Source organism: Streptomyces albus subsp. albus, assembly GCF_000719865.1.
GTDB lineage: Bacteria > Actinomycetota > Actinomycetes > Streptomycetales > Streptomycetaceae > Streptomyces > Streptomyces albus_E.
Genome location: NZ_JOID01000006.1, coordinates 101,632 through 117,979, shown reverse-complemented (window position 1 = coordinate 117,979; position 16,348 = coordinate 101,632). Strand labels below are relative to the sequence as shown.

The following is a 16,348-nucleotide window of genomic DNA, read 5'->3' as shown; positions in this document are numbered from 1 at the left end:
GGGGCGCTCACTTCAGCCTGCTGGAGGCCAGGACGGACACGAGGTGGAGCAGCGTCTGCAGCAGCGCGATACCCGCCAGGACGGCCACCCCGAGCCGGGAGAAGAACAGGTCGTCCCGGACCGCGTCGAGGACCGCCAGCAGCAGGATCAGCAGGGACGCCTCGACGCCGAGGACGAGCCGGTGGAACTTCAGCGCCGCGGCCGCCCTGCGGGCCATCGCCATGCCGGAGGAGCGCGGCTCGGACGCCGCCTCCTTGACGGGCGGCAGCCCGCCCTGGTGGCGGGCGACGCCGACGAGGTCCGTCTCCGCCTTGATCAGGACGGCGCCGAGGGCCGCGAGGGTGCCGAGGAACGCCCACAGCCAGTCGATGCGCCCCTCCCCCCACAGGTCGGCGGCGCGCAGCCCGAAGCCCACGAGGACCGCGGCGTCGCACAGATAGGCGCCGACCCGGTCGAGGTAGACCCCGCCGAGGGAGAACTGCTTCTTCCAGCGGGCGACCTCGCCGTCGACACAGTCCAGCAGCAGGTAGAGCTGGACCGCCAGCACACCGAGCACGGCCCCGGTGATCCCCGGCACCAGCAGGGCCGGGGCGGCGAGGACGCCGAAGACGGTCATCACGTAGGTCAGCTGGTTGGGCGTGACCCGCGTGTTCACCAGGTGCCGGTCCACACGCAGCGAGAGTTCGCGCATGTAGAGCCGGCCGGCCCAGTGCTCGCCGCTCCGCCGGTCCTTCACCCCCGGGGGGTGAACGACCGGGCGGAGTTCAGCTACTGATGGCTTTGGCATAGTCGGCGTAAGCGTCCCTGATCTGGTCGGTGGAGAGGTTCAGGTGCTCCAGGATCGTGTAGCGCCCGGGGCGGGTCTGCGGGGCGAACTCCACGGCCTTGGCGAATTCCTCGTCGGTGAAGCCGATCTCGCCGGGGAGCACCGGCAGGCCGTGCCGCCGCAGCACCTCGACCATGTGCGCGGCCTGCTCGTGGGCGCCGCGCAGATGCATCGCGAAGGCGGCACCGAGCCCGCACTGCTCGCCGTGGGCGGCGGCGCGCTTGGGGTAGAGCAGGTCGAGGGCGTGGTTGATCTCGTGGCAGGCGCCGGAGGCCGGGCGGCTGTCGCCGGCGACCGACATGGAGATGCCGGTCATGACCAGGCCCTCGGCGAGCACGGTGAGGAAGTCGTCGTCCCCGCAGCCGCCGGGGTGGCGCAGCACCGCCTCGCCGGACTGCCGGGCCATGGCGGCGGCCAGGCCGTCGATCTGCTCACCGGTCTCCCGGTGGGACAGCTCCCAGTCGGCGACGGCGGAGATGTTGGAGATGACGTCGCCGACGCCGGAGCGGACGAAGCGGATCGGCGCCTCGCGGATCACATCGAGGTCGATGACGATCGCGATGGGGTTCGGCACCCCGTACGAGCCGCGGCCCGCGTCGTTGTCGAGGGTGGCGACCGGCGAGCAGAGACCGTCGTGCGAGAGGTTCGTCGCGACGGCGACCAGCGGGAGGCCGATCCGCGCCGCGGCGAACTTCGCACAGTCGATGATCTTGCCGCCGCCCATGCCGACGACCGCGTCGTAGTGGCCGGACTTCATGGCGTCGGCCAGCTTGATCGCCTCGTCGAGGGTGCCGCCGCCGACCTCGAACCAGGCCGCCCCGGGCAGCGCCGGCGCGAACCGCTCGCGCAGCGCCGCGCCGGAGCCGCCGCTGATCGCGATGGCCAGCTTGCCGGAGGCGGAGATCCGCTGGTCGACGAGGATGCCCGCCAGGTCGTCCAGGGCGCCGGCGCTGATGTCGACGACGACGGGGGACGGAATGAGACGGGTCAGTACCGGCACGCGATCTCCCGTCCGCGGGCGAGGTCGTCGTGGTTGTCGATCTCGACCCACTGGACATCGCCGATCGGGGCGACGTCGATGGTGAAGCCGCGGTTGACCAGCTCCTGGTAGCCGTCCTCGTAGTAGAGGTCGGGGTCCTTTTCGAAGGTGGTCTTGAGCGCGTCGGCCAGCTCGGCGGCGGCCTCGGCCTCGATCAGGGTGACGCCGATGTACTCGCCGGTGGCCTCGGAGGGCTCCATGAGCTTGGTGATCCGCTGGACGCCCTTCCCGGGGTCCGTGATGACCTTCATCTCCTCGTCGGCGAGGGACTTCACCGTGTCGAGGGCGAGGATGATCTTCTGCCCCTGGCCGCGGGCGGCGAGCAGGGTCTTCTCGACGGAGACGGGGTGCACGGTGTCGCCGTTGGCGAGGATCACGCCCCGGGTGAGGACGTCACGGGCGCACCAGAGGGAGTAGGCGTTGTTCCACTCCTCGGCCTTGTCGTTGTCGATCAGGGTGATCTTCAGGCCGTACTTCTTCTCCAGGGCCTCCCGGCGCTCGTACACGGCCTCCTTGCGGTAGCCGACGACGATGGCCACCTCGGTCAGGCCGACCTCGGCGAAGTTGCCCAGGGCGATGTCGAGGACGGTGGTGGCCTCGGGGTTGTCCGCGGGGCCCACCGGCACCAGAGCCTTGGGCAGGGTGTCGGTGTAGGGGCGCAGACGCCGTCCGGCGCCGGCTGCCAGCACGAGGCCGATCATGCGGGTTCTCCTGATTCGTCGTGTACGGCGGGTGCTCCGGAGGAGACCCAGAAGCGGACGCTCTCGATGAGCACCGCGAGCGCGATGACCGCGGCCAGGGCGGTCAGCGCGATGGTGAAACCTGTGGCGGGGAGGAGGGCGGCGGCCGTGACCGCGAGGACCCGTCCTTCCTGTCCCCCGACCGCCCGGACCAGCCAGGCCGGCGGGGCGCCGGTGCCGCCGCGGATGCGGTACACCGTGTCGTAATGATGATAGGCCGCGGCCGCCACCAGCCCGAAAGCCGCCGGCAGGGCCCCGTCCGTCTCCGCGCGGGCCGCCAGTACCAGGATGGTGCCGTACTCGGCCGCGCGGAAGAGCGGGGGGACGAGCCAGTCGAGCGGGCCGGTGAGCGGGCGGGCGACGGCGAGGCCGGACAGGGCCGCGTAGCCGAGCGCCGCGACGACCGGCCAGGGGCCGCCGAACGGGGCGAGCGCGGCCGTGAGCAGGATCAGCGCCACGGCGAGCAGGGCCGCGGCGGGAGCCCCGAGGAGGGCGGGCAGCTTGCGGGCCGGGGCCCGCAGCGCGCGGGCGGCGGCCTCGGCGAGCGGGCCGGAGTCGGCGAGGTCGGCCAGCGCCCGCCCGGCGCGGTCGGTGCGGGGACCCCGCCGGGCGAGGGAGCGCAGCAGCCGGCCGGCGGTGGTGTAGCAGGCGGCGAGGGCGCAGCCGATCAGCAGGGCGTAGAAGACGGTGCGGGGGGTGGTGAGCGCCGTCAACACGGCGATCATCGCCCAGCGCTCACCGATGGGCAGCACGATCATGCGGCGGGCCCAGACGGTCCAGCCGACGCTGTCGAGTCTGCCGGAGAGCGTGGCGGCGGGGCTGGTGTTGCCGGGGGCGTCGTGGTCGGCCTCGTTGAAGGAGAAGTCGACGACGTGCCGCACGGTCTGCAGGATCATCGCGGCCAGGGCGAGGGCCCAGACGTCGTCCCCACCGCGGGCGGCGCCGAGTGCCAGGCCCGCGTAGAAGGCGTACTCCTTGGCCCGGTCGAAGGTGGCGTCCAGCCAGGCGCCGAGCGTGGAGTACTGCAGCGAGTAGCGGGCGAGCTGGCCGTCGGTGCAGTCGAGGACGAAGGAGAAGAGGAGCAGCAGGCCCGCGGCGGCGAAGCCGGGGCGGGTGCCGGTCGCGGCGCAGCCGGCCGCGATCAGCGCCGTGACCAGCGAGGCGGTGGTGACCTGGTTCGGCGTGAGGCCGCGGCGGGCGCACCAGCGGGCGATGTAGCGGGAGTAGGGGCTGACGAAGAAGGTGGTGAAGAAGCCGTCGCGGGCCTTCACGGCGGTGCGCAGCCGCACCTTCTCGTCGTCGGTCTCCGCGACGGCGGCGAGGGCCCGCTCGCGGTCGGCGGGGCCGGCGGGCACGGTGGCGGTCAGCACGCCGAGTTCGGGCCGGTGGACCGGCTCCCCGGCGGCGAGGAGGGCGGCGGCGGCCGCGTCCGGGACGGATCCGGCCGCGGTCCGGGTCGCGGGGGCGGCCCCGGTTCCGGGGGCGCCGGCGCTACCGGGGTGCGGGGTTCCGTCCGCCCGGAGGGCCGGGTCTGCCCCGGGGGCGCCGGGTCCGGCCGGTGCGGCGAGGGCGCGCAGCAGCGCCGCGCGGGCCGCGGGCTGCGCCGTGACGGCGCCGGGGATCGCGGCGGCGGGGAAGCGCGGGTCGGTCAGCGCCAGCCGCAGCGCGTGCCGGTGGGCGACGAGACGGGTGTCCACCAGGGCGACGCGCTCCCCGGCGGGGACGGCGCCGACGTGGGCGGCCGGATCGTCGTCGTCCGCCGCCGCGACCACGGTGAAGCCCAGCGCGCGGAGGTCACTGCGCAGTTGCTCCCCGGCGACCGGCGAACCGGTGAGGATGGCGGTCGACAGACGAACTCACTCCTTGGCAACTGGCATGACCGAGGCGCGGCACACGGGGCCGCGGGCAGGACCCACCCGGCTGCGCACCGTTGGTGGCACGTCGGCAGAGGCTATCCGATCCCCGGAAGCCGCCGTTCATCGGCCGTTTACCCAAGGCCGGAGCGGGGCAGGCGGCGCCGGAGATCATGATCATACGGAGCCGCCGGACGGCCGCGCTCCGCCCCCGCCCCGGGCTCTTCCGCAGGGCCGGGGACGCCGGTGGCCCACGATCCCCCGGCGACGCGTACCGAGGGGCGAAGGCACAGGTCAGAGGGGATGACAACGGTGTTCAGTGCCGTGTTTGCGGATACCCCCGGCCCGTAGTTCACTGGCCTGGCGGTGCGGCCGGAGCGGACCGGCCGCGCGGGGACGGAGGGGATTCCATGAGGGCAGGACACAGCCACGGGCACGCCCATGGCGCCTCACCGGCCCGCGGCGGCACCGCCGCCGCGGCGCACCGGGGCCGGCTGCGGATCGCTCTCGGGCTGACCCTGACGGTGCTCTTCGCCCAGCTGGCGGGCGGGCTGCTCACCGGCTCCCTGGCCCTGCTGGCCGACGCCGGGCACATGGCCACGGATGTCGTCGGGCTCGCCATGGCCCTGCTGGCCATCCGCTTCGCGGGCCGCCCGCCGAGCGAGCAGCGCACCTTCGGTTATGCGCGCGCCGAGATCCTCGCCGCGCTCGCCAACTGCCTGCTGCTGTTCGGGGTCGGCGGCTTCGTGCTGTACGAGGGCGTGGGGCGGCTCTTCCGGCCCACCGAGGTGGAGAGCGGGCTCGCCGTCGTGTTCGGCGGGATCGGCCTGGTGGCGAACGTCATCGCGCTGCTGGTGCTGATGCGCGGCCAGCGGGAGAGCCTCAATGTGCGCGGGGCCTACCTGGAGGTGCTCGCGGACACGCTGGGTTCCGTCGCCGTGATCGTCTCGGCACTGGTGATCACGGCCACGGGGTGGCAGCGCGCGGACGCGGTGGCCTCGCTCGTGATCGGCCTCATGGTGGTGCCGCGGGCGTGGAAACTGCTGCGGGAGGCCCTGGACGTGCTGCTGGAAGCGGCGCCGCGCCATGTGGACATGGCCTCGGTGCGGGAGCACATACTGTCCCAGCCGGGCGTGGAGGACGTGCACGACCTGCATGTGTGGACGATCACTTCGGGGCTGCCCGTGCTGTCGGCGCATGTGGTGGTCAGCCCGGAGGTCCTGGACGTGCTGGGCTACGAGAAGCTGCTGCACGAGCTGCAGGGGTGTCTGGACCGGCACTTCGACGTGGAGCACTGCACCTTCCAGCTGGAGCCGGGCGGGCACGCGGAGCACGAACCGGGCCTGTGCCACTGAGGGCAGCCGCCGCCGGTCCCGGCCCGGCGGCCGGCGCGGCCGGTCCTGTGACGCGGAGACGGCGCCGGTTCCGGCGTAACACCGTGGGCTCCGGGGGATACGCGGCTCCGCCCGCCCCGCCCCGTCCCGGTCCGTCCGCTCGGGGCACACCGGCCCGGTCCGCGGAACGCCCCCGGCCGGTGCCGGCGGGCCGCGCCGGAGGGGTGGGAGCGGTCCCGGACGGGCGCCGGTACAGGGAGGACGCCCCCGTCCACATCCGGCAAGCGACCCTTTTGGGCACCATTCGGGTGTACCTCCGGATATCCGGCGAAGCGGGTCACCCGGTCCGTACGGCAGACTGGTTCGTCGTAGCCGAACCGAAGGATGGCCATGCCGACCACACCAGCCACGACGGCGGACACCCGCTCCCCGCTTCCCGCCGGGGAAGCGGGACCGGTGCCGGGGGGCACCGCTGAACCGATCATGCTCGAACTGGTCGACGAGAACGGCGTGACCACCGGGACCGCGGAGAAGCTCTCCGCGCATCTGCCGCCGGGCCGGCTGCACCGGGCCTTCTCGGTCTTCCTCTTCGACTCCGCCGGGCGGATGCTCATCCAGCGGCGGGCCCTGGGGAAGTACCACTCCCCCGGCGTGTGGTCGAACACCTGCTGCGGCCACCCGTATCCCGGCGAGTCACCGTTCGCCGCCGCCGCCCGGCGCACGGCTGAGGAACTGGGGGTCTCCCCGTCGCTGCTGTGCGCGGCGGGCACGGTCCGCTACAACCACCCGGACCCGGCCTCGGGCCTGGTCGAGCAGGAGTTCAACCACCTCTTCGTGGGCCTCGTCCGGGACGAGCTCCGTCCCGACCCGGAGGAGATCGGCGAGACGGCCTTCGTCACCGCCGCCGAACTGGAACGGCTGCACCGGGAACGGACGTTCTCGGCCTGGTTCCCCACCGTCCTCGACACCGTGCGCCCGGCCGTGCGGGAGCTGACCGGCCCGTCGGCCGGCTGGTAGGACCGGGTTCGCGAACCCCCGGGACCGCCCGGGAGGCAGCAGTCCGCCGGACCCGTCGGACGGCGGGCGGGGCGTCAGGCGGGACCGCCGGGACCGCCGGGACCGCCGCCGAGCGGCAGCCTGACCCAGACCGTCTTGCCGCCGCTCGCCGTCCGCTCGACGTCCCAGGCGCCGCCCGCCTCCCGGGTGAGGGACGTGACGAGCAGCAGCCCGCGCCCGCCGGTGTCGAGCCGTCCGGATTCCAGAGCCGCCGGCCGGTAGGGATGACCGTCCTCGACGGCCACTCCGACCCACCCGGCACCGGCGGAGACCTCGATTCCGATCTCCCGGGTGAGCAGGGCGGCGTGCCGCGCGGCGTTGGCCACCAGCTCGGTGACGATCAGCAGCACGGTGTCCATCAGTTCACCGCGTACCGGCACCGCGCGGCGCACCAGCAGATCGCGGACCGCGCGCCGGGCCCGGGGCGCCGCGGAGTCGACGCACGGTGCGGTGAACCGCCAGGCCCCCGCGTACGGGGGCTCCTCCGGAGCCCGCCGCGACGGCGCCCGGGGGTCTCGCGGCGCTCCCGGCTCCGGCGGCACCGGGAGCTGCCGCCCCTCGTCCGAGGCGCGCGGCCCCTGCCGTGCCTGCCGTGGCTCACGCGGTGCCCCTGGCGCTCGCGGTTCCCGCCGGTCCGGCGGCTCTCCGCCCGGCTGTCCCGCCCACGGGTCCCGGCGGGGCCGGTCCGCGGACGGCGGGCCGGCCTGGGGCGACGGGGCATCGGGTTGCCGAGCCGGCGGGCCTCCGCCCTCGCCGGGGGCGGGCCCGCCGTCCGGCGCGTGCCCGTCCTCCGGTGTCCAGTCCTCCCCCGGTCCGCCTCCCGGCTCGCGCCACGGACCGGAGAGCCGGGCGGCGGGGCCGGCAGGACCGACGGGAGACGACACGGGCCGCGGGTCGGCGGGCGCCTCCCGGGCCCGCTGGTGCTCCGGCCCTCCGGACGGCGGCCCGGGCCGGGGCCGCGGATGACCGGCGGGCGGCTCGTAGGGTGCTCCGGGTCGCTGAACGGGAGAGGGTTCGGGAGCCTGCCGGTGCTGCGGCTCGGGCAACCGGCCCGGTTCGGGCGGCTGTTGCGGCGCCGGCGGTGACGAGGGAGGCGGCGTGTCCGCGGCCTGACGCCCGCCGGCGGCCCGTGCCCGGTCCGGTGCTCCGTCCTCCCAGGTCTCCATCTGGCCGCCCCCTCCGGTTCGTGCGGAGCTTCCCCACCGCCCCCGCCGTGCCCCGCTCCCCCGCCGGGGCAGCCGGGCACACCCGCGCCGGGGCTGCTTCCGCTCCCGGACTGCATGCTGGCAACGGAACGGTCCACTCCGGTCGGCTGCCCGGAAGTGTGCGCCGATCGACAGCTTCTGAGCGTTCCCGTCCGCCGCGACCGGTCCCGGCGACCGGACCCGCTCCCCGCGCCTCCGCACCCGCGCCGCCGCCCGCCCGCGCCTCCGCACCTCCGTACCGGCGCGCGGTACTTGCGCGCCCGTGCGCCCGCCCCCGCCCCCGAGCGCCGTGTCCCGGGCGCCCCGGCGGGGCGGGGCCCTCCCGCCGTGGCCGGGAAGGCCGCCGGTGGTTCCGGGCGGCGCGGAGCGGGGGACGGGGAGCGTCGCGCGCGGCCTCCGCCGTCCCGCGCGCCGTCCCGCGCGCTGACCGGCCACCTCCCCGCCCCCGGCCCCCGAGAGCCCGGATAGCATCCGCGCATGGCGCTCTCCCCCTCCGCCGGTTCCCCCTCCGCCGGCCCCACCGCGGACGCCGGCCCCGCGGCCCCCGCCGGCACCCTGCTGTGCGACGTCCGCGGCGGCGTCGCGACCGTCACCATCCACCACCCCGCGAAGCGCAACGCCATGAGCGCCGCCATGTGGCGTGAGCTGCCCGTGCTGCTGGAACGGCTCGCGGCCGACACCTCCGTGCGGGTCCTGGTGCTCACCGGCTCGGGCGGCACCTTCTGCGCGGGCGCCGACATCACCGAGCTGAGCAGCGGCTCCGGCGAGGAGAGCGGGGAGCCCGCCGGCGGCGGGCCGCAGAGCCTGGCGGTGACCGCCGAGGAGGCGCTGGCCGCCTTCCCCAAGCCCACCCTGGCCGCCGTCCGCGGCTACTGCGTGGGCGGCGGCTGCCAGCTCGCCGCAGCCTGCGATCTGCGCTTCGCCGCCGAGGGGTCCTCCTTCGGCGTCACCCCCGCCAAGCTCGGCATCGTCTACCCGGCGACGGCCACCCGCCGCCTCGCCGCCCTGGTCGGCCCGGCCACGGCCAAGTTCCTGCTGTTCTCCGCCGAGCTGATCGACGCGGACCGCGCCTTGCGCACCGGTCTCGTGGACGAACTGCTGCCGCCGGAGCAACTGGACGAGCGGGTCGCCGAGTTCGCCCGGACCCTCGCCTCCCGGTCGCTGCTGACCCAGGCGGCCGCCAAGGAGTTCGCGAACGGTCCGGCCGGCCCGGACCGTGTAGCCCACTGGGCGGAGCAGGCACGCGGCAGCCGCGACACCGCCGAAGGCGTCACCGCCTTCCTGGAGCGCCGCGCGCCGCGCTTCACCTGGCCGGGCTGAACGCCGCGGCCGCCGCGCGGCCGGGCCCGGTCCGGCCGGAGGACCGTCGGGGCAGGCGGCCCCGACCGGCCGGGCAGCGTGGACGGCCGCCCTTCCCCGGTGTCATTACCGGCGCGTAACCTGCCGGGCATGACGACGACCACCCTGCCGCCGCGCGCCGGACGGCACTGCCACAACGCGGTCAATCCGCTGCACTCGGCCCTCTACTTCTCCCCGGACCTCGGCCGGGAGCTGGAGGCTCTCGGCCTCACCCATCCCCGCGGGGCGTACTTCGCGGGCCGTTCCGCCCCGATGGGCGCCGTGGGGGCGGGCACCGTCACCGCCACCTTCTACAACTTCAGCCATGAACTGGTCGCCCGGCACGTCCCCGCCGTTTGGGAGACCGCCTCTCCCGCGGCCGTGCTCGACGCCCGGCTGCGCGCCGTCGACGTGACCCTCCGCCGGCTGCTGGGCGAGGACGTCATCGCCTCGCCGGAGATGGCCGAGGGCGCCGACCTGGCGCTGCGCGCCACGGAGGCCTGCGGGCGGTCCGGGCGCCCGCTGTACGCGGCGCACGCCGACCTCCCCGTGCCGGAGGAGCCGCACCTCGCCTTCTGGCACGCGGCCACCCTGCTGCGCGAGCACCGGGGCGACGGGCACATCGCGCTGCTCGTCGACGCCGAACTGGACCCGCTGGAGGCCCTGGTGAGCCACACGGCCAGCGGGCGGGGCATGAGGCCCGTCTGGGCCCTGCGGACGCGCGGCTGGACGGAGGCGGACTGGTCCGCGGCCCAGGACCGGCTGCGGGACCGCAAACTGCTCGACGCCGCCGGGGAGTTGACCGACGCCGGCGCCGAGCTGCGCAAGACCCTGGAGGACGAGACGGACCGGCTGGACCGGGCCCCGTACGAGCACCTGGGCGCGGCCGGCGTCGAGCGGCTCACCGCACTGGCGACCGAATGGCGGAACAAGGCGGTCATGGCCGGCGCCTACCCGCCGGACCTCTTCGGCAAGAGCTGAGCGATCGGCCCGGAGGGTGTTTGGACCGGTCCGGTCCGGTCAGACGCGGTGTACGGCAGCACGGATCCGGATGATCCGGGCAGACGTCCCCGAAGCGGACGCAGCCGTCAGAGCACGCCCGACCAGAGGAGGATCACGTGTTCCGTGCCATCGCAGACGCACTCCGGGCCGTCGGCGGCGCCCTGGCCACCGTCGTCACCCTGCCCTTCCGCGTCCTCAGCAAGCTGTTCGGCGGCGCTTCCCGCTCCACCCGCCGGGTCTGACGCGGCCCGCCGCGCCGCTCGTCCGCGCCCGCCCGACGAGTCACCGGCCCGGCTGTCCGTGCCGCCTGCCACAATGCAGGCTCCAGCACGACGACAAGGCGGAACGGGATCGTGACGACGTCGATTGAGGGCAGGATCGCCGAGGAGCTCGGCGTACGGGAACGGCAGGTCAGAGCGGCCGTCGAGTTGCTCGACGGCGGCTCGACCGTGCCGTTCATCGCGCGCTACCGCAAGGAAGCGACCGAGATGCTCGACGACGCGCAGCTGCGCGCCGTCGAGGAGCGGCTGCGCTATCTGCGCGAGCTGGAGGAGCGGCGCACCGCCGTCCTGGAGTCGGTGCGGAGCCAGGGCAAGCTCGACGCCGCCCTGGAGGCGAGCATTCTGGCCGCGGACTCCAAGGCCCGGCTGGAGGACATCTACCTCCCCTTCAAGCCCAAGCGGCGCACCAAGGCGCAGATCGCCAGGGAGGCCGGACTCGAGCCGCTGGCCGACGGCCTGCTGGCCGACCCCTCGATCGAGCCGCGGGCCGCGGCGGCGGCCTTCGTCGATCCGGAGAAGGGCGTCGCGGACGCCGCGGCGGCGCTGGACGGCGCCCGGTCGATCCTCACCGAGCGCTTCGGCGAGGACGCCGACCTCATCGGCGAGCTGCGCGAACGGATGTGGACCCGGGGCCGGCTGACGGCGAAGGTCCGGGAGGGCAAGGAGGAGGCGGGCGCCAAGTTCGCCGACTACTTCGACTTCTCCCAGGGGTTCACCGAGCTGCCCTCGCACCGGGTCCTCGCCATGTTCCGGGGCGAGAAGGAGGACGTCCTCGATATCGCCCTGGAACCGGAGGAGCCGGAGACCGCCGGGGCGCCGACGGCCTACGAGGCGGCGATCGCCCGGCGGTTCGGGATCGCCGACCGCGGCCGCCCGGCGGACCGCTGGCTGGCCGACACCGTGCGCTGGGCCTGGCGCACCCGCGTCCTCGTCCACCTCGGCATCGACCTGCGGCTGCGGCTGCGGCAGGCGGCGGAGGACGAGGCCGTGCGGGTCTTCGCGGCGAACCTGCGCGATCTCCTGCTGGCGGCCCCGGCCGGCTCCCGCGCCACGATGGGTCTCGACCCCGGTTTCCGTACCGGCGTGAAGGTGGCCGTGGTGGACGCGACGGGCAAGGTTGCCGCCACGGAGACGATCTACCCGCACGTCCCGCAGCAGAAGTGGGACGCCTCCCTCGCCACCCTGGCCCGGCTGGCCCGCGAGCACCGCGTCGAGCTGATCGCCATCGGCAACGGCACGGCCTCCCGGGAGACGGACAGGCTGGCGGCCGATCTCATCGCGCGCGAGCCGGAGCTGAAGCTCACCAAGGTGATGGTCTCCGAGGCCGGCGCCTCCGTGTACTCGGCCTCCGCCTTCGCCTCGCAGGAGCTGCCGGAGCTGGACGTCTCGCTGCGCGGCGCGGTGTCCATCGCCCGCCGGCTGCAGGACCCGCTGGCGGAGCTGGTGAAGATCGACCCCAAGTCGATCGGCGTCGGCCAGTACCAGCACGACCTCTCCGAGGTGAAGCTCTCCCGCTCGCTCGACGCGGTCGTGGAGGACTGCGTCAACGGCGTCGGGGTGGACGTCAACACCGCCTCCGCGCCGCTGCTCGGCCGGGTCTCCGGCATCGGCGCCGGGCTCGCCGAGAACATCGTCGCCCACCGCGACGCCCACGGCCCCTTCAAGACCCGCAAGGAGCTCAAGGACGTGGCCCGGCTGGGGCCGAAGGCCTACGAGCAGTGCGCGGGCTTCCTGCGGATCCAGGGCGGAAACGACCCGCTGGACGCGTCCAGCGTGCACCCGGAGGCCTATCCGGTGGTGCGCCGGATCGTGCGGTCGGCGGGCAGCGACGTGCGGGGCCTGATCGGCAACACGGCCGTGCTGCGCAGGCTCCGGCCGGAGGAGTTCGTCGACGACTCCTTCGGACTGCCGACCGTCACGGACATCCTCAAGGAGCTGGAGAAACCGGGGCGCGACCCGCGGCCGGCGTTCCGCACCGCCGCGTTCAAGGAGGGCGTCGAGAAGATCGGCGACCTGCGGCCGGGGATGCTGCTGGAGGGCGTCGTCACCAACGTCGCCGCGTTCGGGGCGTTCGTGGACATCGGGGTGCACCAGGACGGCCTGGTGCACGTCTCCGCGATGTCGAAGACCTTCGTCAAGGACCCGCGGGACGTGGTGAAGCCGGGCGACATCGTCCGGGTGAAGGTGCTGGACGTGGACGTCCCGCGGAAGCGGATCTCGCTCACCCTGCGGCTGGAGGACGAGGTGCCGGCCCCCGGTGCGGCGGCCCCGGCCGGGGGCGGCGGTGAGCGGCGGACCGGGCGTGCGCCCCAGCCCCGGCAGGGCCGGCCGGGGCAGGGCGGCCAGGGCGGCCGGGGCGGGGGCGCGGGCCGGGGCGGGAACCGGGCCGGCGGCGGCCGCGACGCGGCCCCGGCGAACGGCGCGATGGCCGACGCCTTGCGCCGGGCGGGCCTGCTGAAACCCGAGGGCGGCGGCCGCTCGTAGCGGCCGGGGGCGGCCGGCCCCGGCGTGGCGGTTACGCCGGGGCCGCGGTCCGTCGGCCGCACGTCGTGCGGGTCCTGGAAACGGCCGGTGCGCCGCGCGCCGTAACCCGGCCCGCGCACCGACCACCTGCCGGCTCGCCGGGCCCGCGCCGCCCAGGGGCGGCTGAGCCGGGGCCGGGGGCGGTTCGACGCGCGGGTCCTCCGGGTCGCGGGGGTGCGGCGCGGGTAGCGGCGCTGTGAACCGCGCGCCGGCCATCCGGTGCGCCCAGCGGTCCGCCGCCCGTGAGACGCCTGCGCCGCCTTCGCCCGGCGGCCCTCCCGTCCCGGACGGCGAACGCTCCGGTGGACCGGGGTGCCGGCCCGGAATCCGGTTTCCGGAAGACGGCGGCGGCCGTTTAGCGTGGGGCTCATGCCCGACGACCTCGCAGTTCACGACACCTCCCCCGGGCCCGCCGCGGCCACCGGCGCCGGCCGTGGCCCGTCCGGGCGGCGGCCCGGCGGGAGAGCGCGGGCGTCGGGGCTCGTCCTGGGCAGCGCCCTGTCGCTGCAGTTCGGCGCGGCCGTGGCGGCCCTGCTGTTCCCGCGCGCGGGCGCGCTGGGGGTCGTGACGCTGCGGCTGCTGTTCGGGGCCGTGGTGCTGATGGTGATGTGCCGGCCGCGGCTGCGCGGGCACAGCCGGGCCGACTGGGGTCTGGTGGCCGCGTTCGGGCTTGCCCTCGGCGGGATGAACACGCTGTTCTACCAGGCGATCGAGCGGATTCCGCTGGGCGCGGCCGTGACCCTGGAGGTGCTGGGCCCGCTGGTGCTGTCCGTGGTGGCGTCCCGGCGCGCGGTGAGCTGGCTCTGGGCGGTCCTGGCACTCGGCGGCGTCCTGCTGCTGGGGCGCGGCGGCTTCGACGAGCTGAACGCCGCCGGCGTCGCGTACGCCCTGGGCGCGGGCGCGCTGTGGGTCCTCTACATCCTGCTGTCCGCCCGCACCGGCCGCCGCTTCGCCGGCAGCGACGGGCTGGCGCTGGCCCTGGTGGTGGCCGCCGCGCTGAGTCTGCCGCTGGGCGTGGCGAGTGCCGGCCGGACGCTGCTGGACCCGGTGACGCTGGGGCTGGGCGCGGCCGTGGCCCTGCTGTCATCCGTGCTGCCGTACAGCCTGGAGCTGGCGTCGCTGCGGAGGCTGCCCGCCGCGACGTTCGCCGTGCTGATGAGCGTGGAGCCCGCGGTGGCGGCCGTGGCCGGGTTCCTCGTCCTCGATCAGGCCCTGTCGCTGGTCACCGGCCTGGCCATCGGGCTGGTGGTGGCCGCCAGCATCGGCGCGGTGCTCACTCCCCCGGCCCCGCGCACCCGGCCCGCCGGCGCCCCGCGCACCCCGCCCGTCAGCGCTCCGTGACCCGTCCCCCGGCGACCTCGATCCGCCGGGTGACGTGCACCGCGTCGAGCATCCGGCGGTCGTGGGTGACGAGCAGCAGCGTGCCGTTGTACGAGGCCAGGGCCGATTCGAGCTGCTCGATGGCGGGCAGGTCGAGGTGGTTCGTCGGCTCGTCCAGGACCAGCAGGTTGACGCCCTTGCCCTGGAGGAGGGCGAGGGCCGCGCGGGTGCGCTCCCCGGGCGAGAGGGTGGCGGCGGGCCGCAGGACGTGGGCGGCGCCGAGGCCGAACTTGGCGAGCAGCGTCCGGGCCTCGGCCGGGTCCAGTTCGGGGGTGGCGGCGCGGAACGTCTCCAGCAGCGGGGCGGCGCCCGTGCCCGCGGCTCCCGCGCCGTTCACGGCTCCCGCGCCGTTCGCGCCGCCCGCGCCGTCCGGGGAATCCGTGCCGAAGAGCCGTCCTCGCGCCTGGTCCACCTCGCCGACGACGACGCCCGGCCCGAGCGCGGCCTGCCCGGAGTCGAGCGGGAGGCGGCCGAGGAGGGCGGCGAGCAGCGTGGTCTTGCCGGAGCCGTTGGCGCCGGTGATGGCGACCCGGTCCGCCCAGTCGATCTGCAGATCGACCGGGCCGAAGCGGAAGTCACCGCGCCGCACCTCGGCGGCGCGCAGGGTCGCGACGACGGCGCCGGAGCGGGGCGCGGCGGCGATCTCCATCCGCAGCTCCCACTCCTTGCGCGGCTCCTCCACCGTCTCCAGGCGCTCGATGAGCCGTTCGGTCTGCCGCGCCTTGGCGGCCTGCTTCTCGGTCGTCTCGGTGCGGGCGTTGCGGCCGATCTTGTCGTTGTCGCTCATCTTGCGCCGCGCGTTCTTGACGCCCTTCTCCATCCAGGAACGCTGGGTGCGGGCCCGGGCCTCCAGGCCGGCGCGGGTGTCGGCGTACTCCTCGTACGCCTCGCGGGCCCGGCGGCGGGCGGTCTCCCGTTCCTCCAGATAAGCGGTGTAGCCGCCGCCGAAGAGGTTCACCCGCTGCTGCGCCAGGTCGAGTTCGAGGACCTTGGTGACGGTGCGGGTGAGGAATTCGCGGTCGTGGCTGACGAGGACGGTGCCGGCCCGGAGCCCGCGGACGAACGTCTCCAGCCGCTGCAGTCCGTCCAGGTCGAGATCGTTGGTGGGCTCGTCGAGCAGGAAGACGTCGTACCGGCTGAGGAGCAGGGAGGCGAGACCGGCACGGGCGGCCTGGCCCCCGGAGAGGGTGGTCATGGGCCGGTCGAGGCCGGTGTCGAGACCGAGGGAGGCCGTGACCTCCCCGGCGCGCTCGTCCAGGTCGGCCGCGCCGAGGGAGAGCCAGCGGTCGAAGGCCGTCGCGTAGGCGTCGTCGGCGCCGGGCTTCTCCTCGACGAGGGCCTCGGTGGCGGCGTCCAGCGCGGCCTGGGCGGCGCTCACCCCGGTCCGGCGGGCGAGGAAGTCCCGCACCGACTCGCCGGGCCGGCGCTCGGGCTCCTGCGGGAGATGGCCGACGGTCGCGGTGGGCGGGCTGAGCCGCACCTGCCCGTCCTCGGCGGTGTCGAGCCCGGCGAGCAGCCGGAGCAGGGTGGACTTGCCCGCGCCGTTGACGCCGACGAGGCCGATCACGTCACCGGGGGCGACGACCAGGTCCAGACCGGAGAACAGGGAGCGTTCGCCGTGGCCAGCGGCGAGATTCTTGGCGACGAGGGTGGCGTTCATGAGGAGGCCGATTCTAGGGGGCGGCGCGGGCCGGACCGCCGGCTGCCGTCCCGCGGCTTCGTGACCGGGTGCGGCGGCCTCCCGCCCGGCTCCCGAGCCTCGGCGCGCCCG

The 16,348-nt window shown here is 75.3% G+C and carries 13 protein-coding genes; 7 read left to right on the top strand and 6 right to left on the bottom strand.

Features of this window, described 5'->3' with window-relative positions:
- Positions 1-7: 7 nt before the first annotated feature.
- Genes IF83_RS0107175 through IF83_RS0107160 form a run of 4 tightly spaced genes read right to left on the bottom strand, consistent with a single transcriptional unit; the run spans position 8 to position 4,455 of the window.
- Entirely contained in the window at positions 8-787 is a 780-nt protein-coding gene (locus IF83_RS0107175; RefSeq protein WP_051722547.1) for a CDP-alcohol phosphatidyltransferase family protein, read from the bottom strand.
- Complete coding sequence (locus IF83_RS0107170; RefSeq protein ID WP_030543208.1) at positions 765-1,826, bottom strand: iron-containing alcohol dehydrogenase family protein; 1,062 nt, start codon at positions 1,824-1,826, stop codon at positions 765-767. The genes IF83_RS0107175 and IF83_RS0107170 overlap by 23 nt, the downstream gene beginning before the upstream one ends.
- Positions 1,814-2,566, bottom strand: a complete 753-nt coding sequence (locus IF83_RS0107165; RefSeq protein WP_030543207.1) for a phosphocholine cytidylyltransferase family protein — start codon at positions 2,564-2,566, stop codon at positions 1,814-1,816. The genes IF83_RS0107170 and IF83_RS0107165 overlap by 13 nt, the downstream gene beginning before the upstream one ends.
- A complete protein-coding gene (locus IF83_RS0107160) occupies positions 2,563-4,455 on the bottom strand; it encodes a DUF5941 domain-containing protein (RefSeq protein WP_037678987.1) in 1,893 nt (630 codons plus the stop codon). The genes IF83_RS0107165 and IF83_RS0107160 overlap by 4 nt, the downstream gene beginning before the upstream one ends.
- A gap of 413 nt (positions 4,456-4,868) precedes the next feature.
- On the opposite strand from IF83_RS0107160, the gene IF83_RS0107155 reads away from it, so the two are divergent.
- Entirely contained in the window at positions 4,869-5,813 is a 945-nt protein-coding gene (locus tag IF83_RS0107155) for a cation diffusion facilitator family transporter (RefSeq protein WP_030543205.1), read from the top strand.
- Between the two features lie 369 nt (positions 5,814-6,182).
- Complete coding sequence (idi, locus tag IF83_RS0107150) at positions 6,183-6,809, top strand: isopentenyl-diphosphate Delta-isomerase (protein WP_030543204.1); 627 nt, start codon at positions 6,183-6,185, stop codon at positions 6,807-6,809.
- A 74-nt stretch (positions 6,810-6,883) separates the two neighbouring features.
- On the opposite strand, the gene IF83_RS34585 is transcribed toward idi, so the two are convergent.
- Positions 6,884-7,240: an ATP-binding protein gene (locus tag IF83_RS34585; RefSeq protein ID WP_347877093.1), complete on the bottom strand. Its 357-nt coding sequence runs from the start codon at positions 7,238-7,240 to the stop codon at positions 6,884-6,886.
- Positions 7,241-8,530: 1,290 nt separating this feature from the next.
- Between IF83_RS34585 and IF83_RS0107140 the strand changes: the two genes are divergently transcribed.
- The 5 genes from IF83_RS0107140 (at position 8,531) to IF83_RS0107120 (ending at position 14,538) form a co-directional block, all read left to right on the top strand.
- Positions 8,531-9,373: an enoyl-CoA hydratase/isomerase family protein gene (locus IF83_RS0107140; RefSeq protein ID WP_078843245.1), complete on the top strand. Its 843-nt coding sequence runs from the start codon at positions 8,531-8,533 to the stop codon at positions 9,371-9,373.
- Positions 9,374-9,502: 129 nt separating this feature from the next.
- Positions 9,503-10,372, top strand: coding sequence for an SCO6745 family protein (locus IF83_RS0107135; RefSeq protein ID WP_030543201.1), 870 nt, complete (start codon positions 9,503-9,505; stop codon positions 10,370-10,372).
- A 137-nt stretch (positions 10,373-10,509) separates the two neighbouring features.
- Positions 10,510-10,635 carry an LPFR motif small protein gene (locus tag IF83_RS35250; protein WP_019710773.1) on the top strand — a complete coding sequence of 42 codons (126 nt, stop codon included), beginning with the start codon at positions 10,510-10,512 and terminating at the stop codon, positions 10,633-10,635.
- A gap of 111 nt (positions 10,636-10,746) precedes the next feature.
- Positions 10,747-13,158, top strand: a complete 2,412-nt coding sequence (locus IF83_RS0107125) for a Tex family protein (RefSeq protein WP_030543200.1) — start codon at positions 10,747-10,749, stop codon at positions 13,156-13,158.
- A 408-nt stretch (positions 13,159-13,566) separates the two neighbouring features.
- A complete protein-coding gene (locus IF83_RS0107120) occupies positions 13,567-14,538 on the top strand; it encodes an EamA family transporter (protein ID WP_051722526.1) in 972 nt (323 codons plus the stop codon).
- On the opposite strand, the gene IF83_RS0107115 is transcribed toward IF83_RS0107120, so the two are convergent.
- Positions 14,525-16,237: an ABC-F family ATP-binding cassette domain-containing protein gene (locus IF83_RS0107115; RefSeq protein ID WP_030543198.1), complete on the bottom strand. Its 1,713-nt coding sequence runs from the start codon at positions 16,235-16,237 to the stop codon at positions 14,525-14,527. The genes IF83_RS0107120 and IF83_RS0107115 overlap by 14 nt on opposite strands.
- Positions 16,238-16,348 lie beyond the last annotated feature (111 nt).

Excerpts from the sequence above, each read along its gene's own strand:
- IF83_RS0107115 (WP_030543198.1), bottom strand. The coding sequence starts at position 16,237 with ATGAACGCCACCCTCGTCGCCAAGAATCTCGCCGCTGGCCACGGCGAA.
- IF83_RS0107175 (WP_051722547.1), bottom strand. The coding sequence starts at position 787 with ATGCCAAAGCCATCAGTAGCTGAACTCCGCCCGGTCGTTCACCCCCCG.
- IF83_RS0107155 (WP_030543205.1), top strand. The coding sequence starts at position 4,869 with ATGAGGGCAGGACACAGCCACGGGCACGCCCATGGCGCCTCACCGGCC.
- IF83_RS0107140 (WP_078843245.1), top strand. The coding sequence starts at position 8,531 with ATGGCGCTCTCCCCCTCCGCCGGTTCCCCCTCCGCCGGCCCCACCGCG.
- IF83_RS0107135 (WP_030543201.1), top strand. The coding sequence starts at position 9,503 with ATGACGACGACCACCCTGCCGCCGCGCGCCGGACGGCACTGCCACAAC.
- IF83_RS0107120 (WP_051722526.1), top strand. The coding sequence starts at position 13,567 with ATGCCCGACGACCTCGCAGTTCACGACACCTCCCCCGGGCCCGCCGCG.
- idi (WP_030543204.1), top strand. The coding sequence starts at position 6,183 with ATGCCGACCACACCAGCCACGACGGCGGACACCCGCTCCCCGCTTCCC.
- IF83_RS0107165 (WP_030543207.1), bottom strand. The coding sequence starts at position 2,566 with ATGATCGGCCTCGTGCTGGCAGCCGGCGCCGGACGGCGTCTGCGCCCC.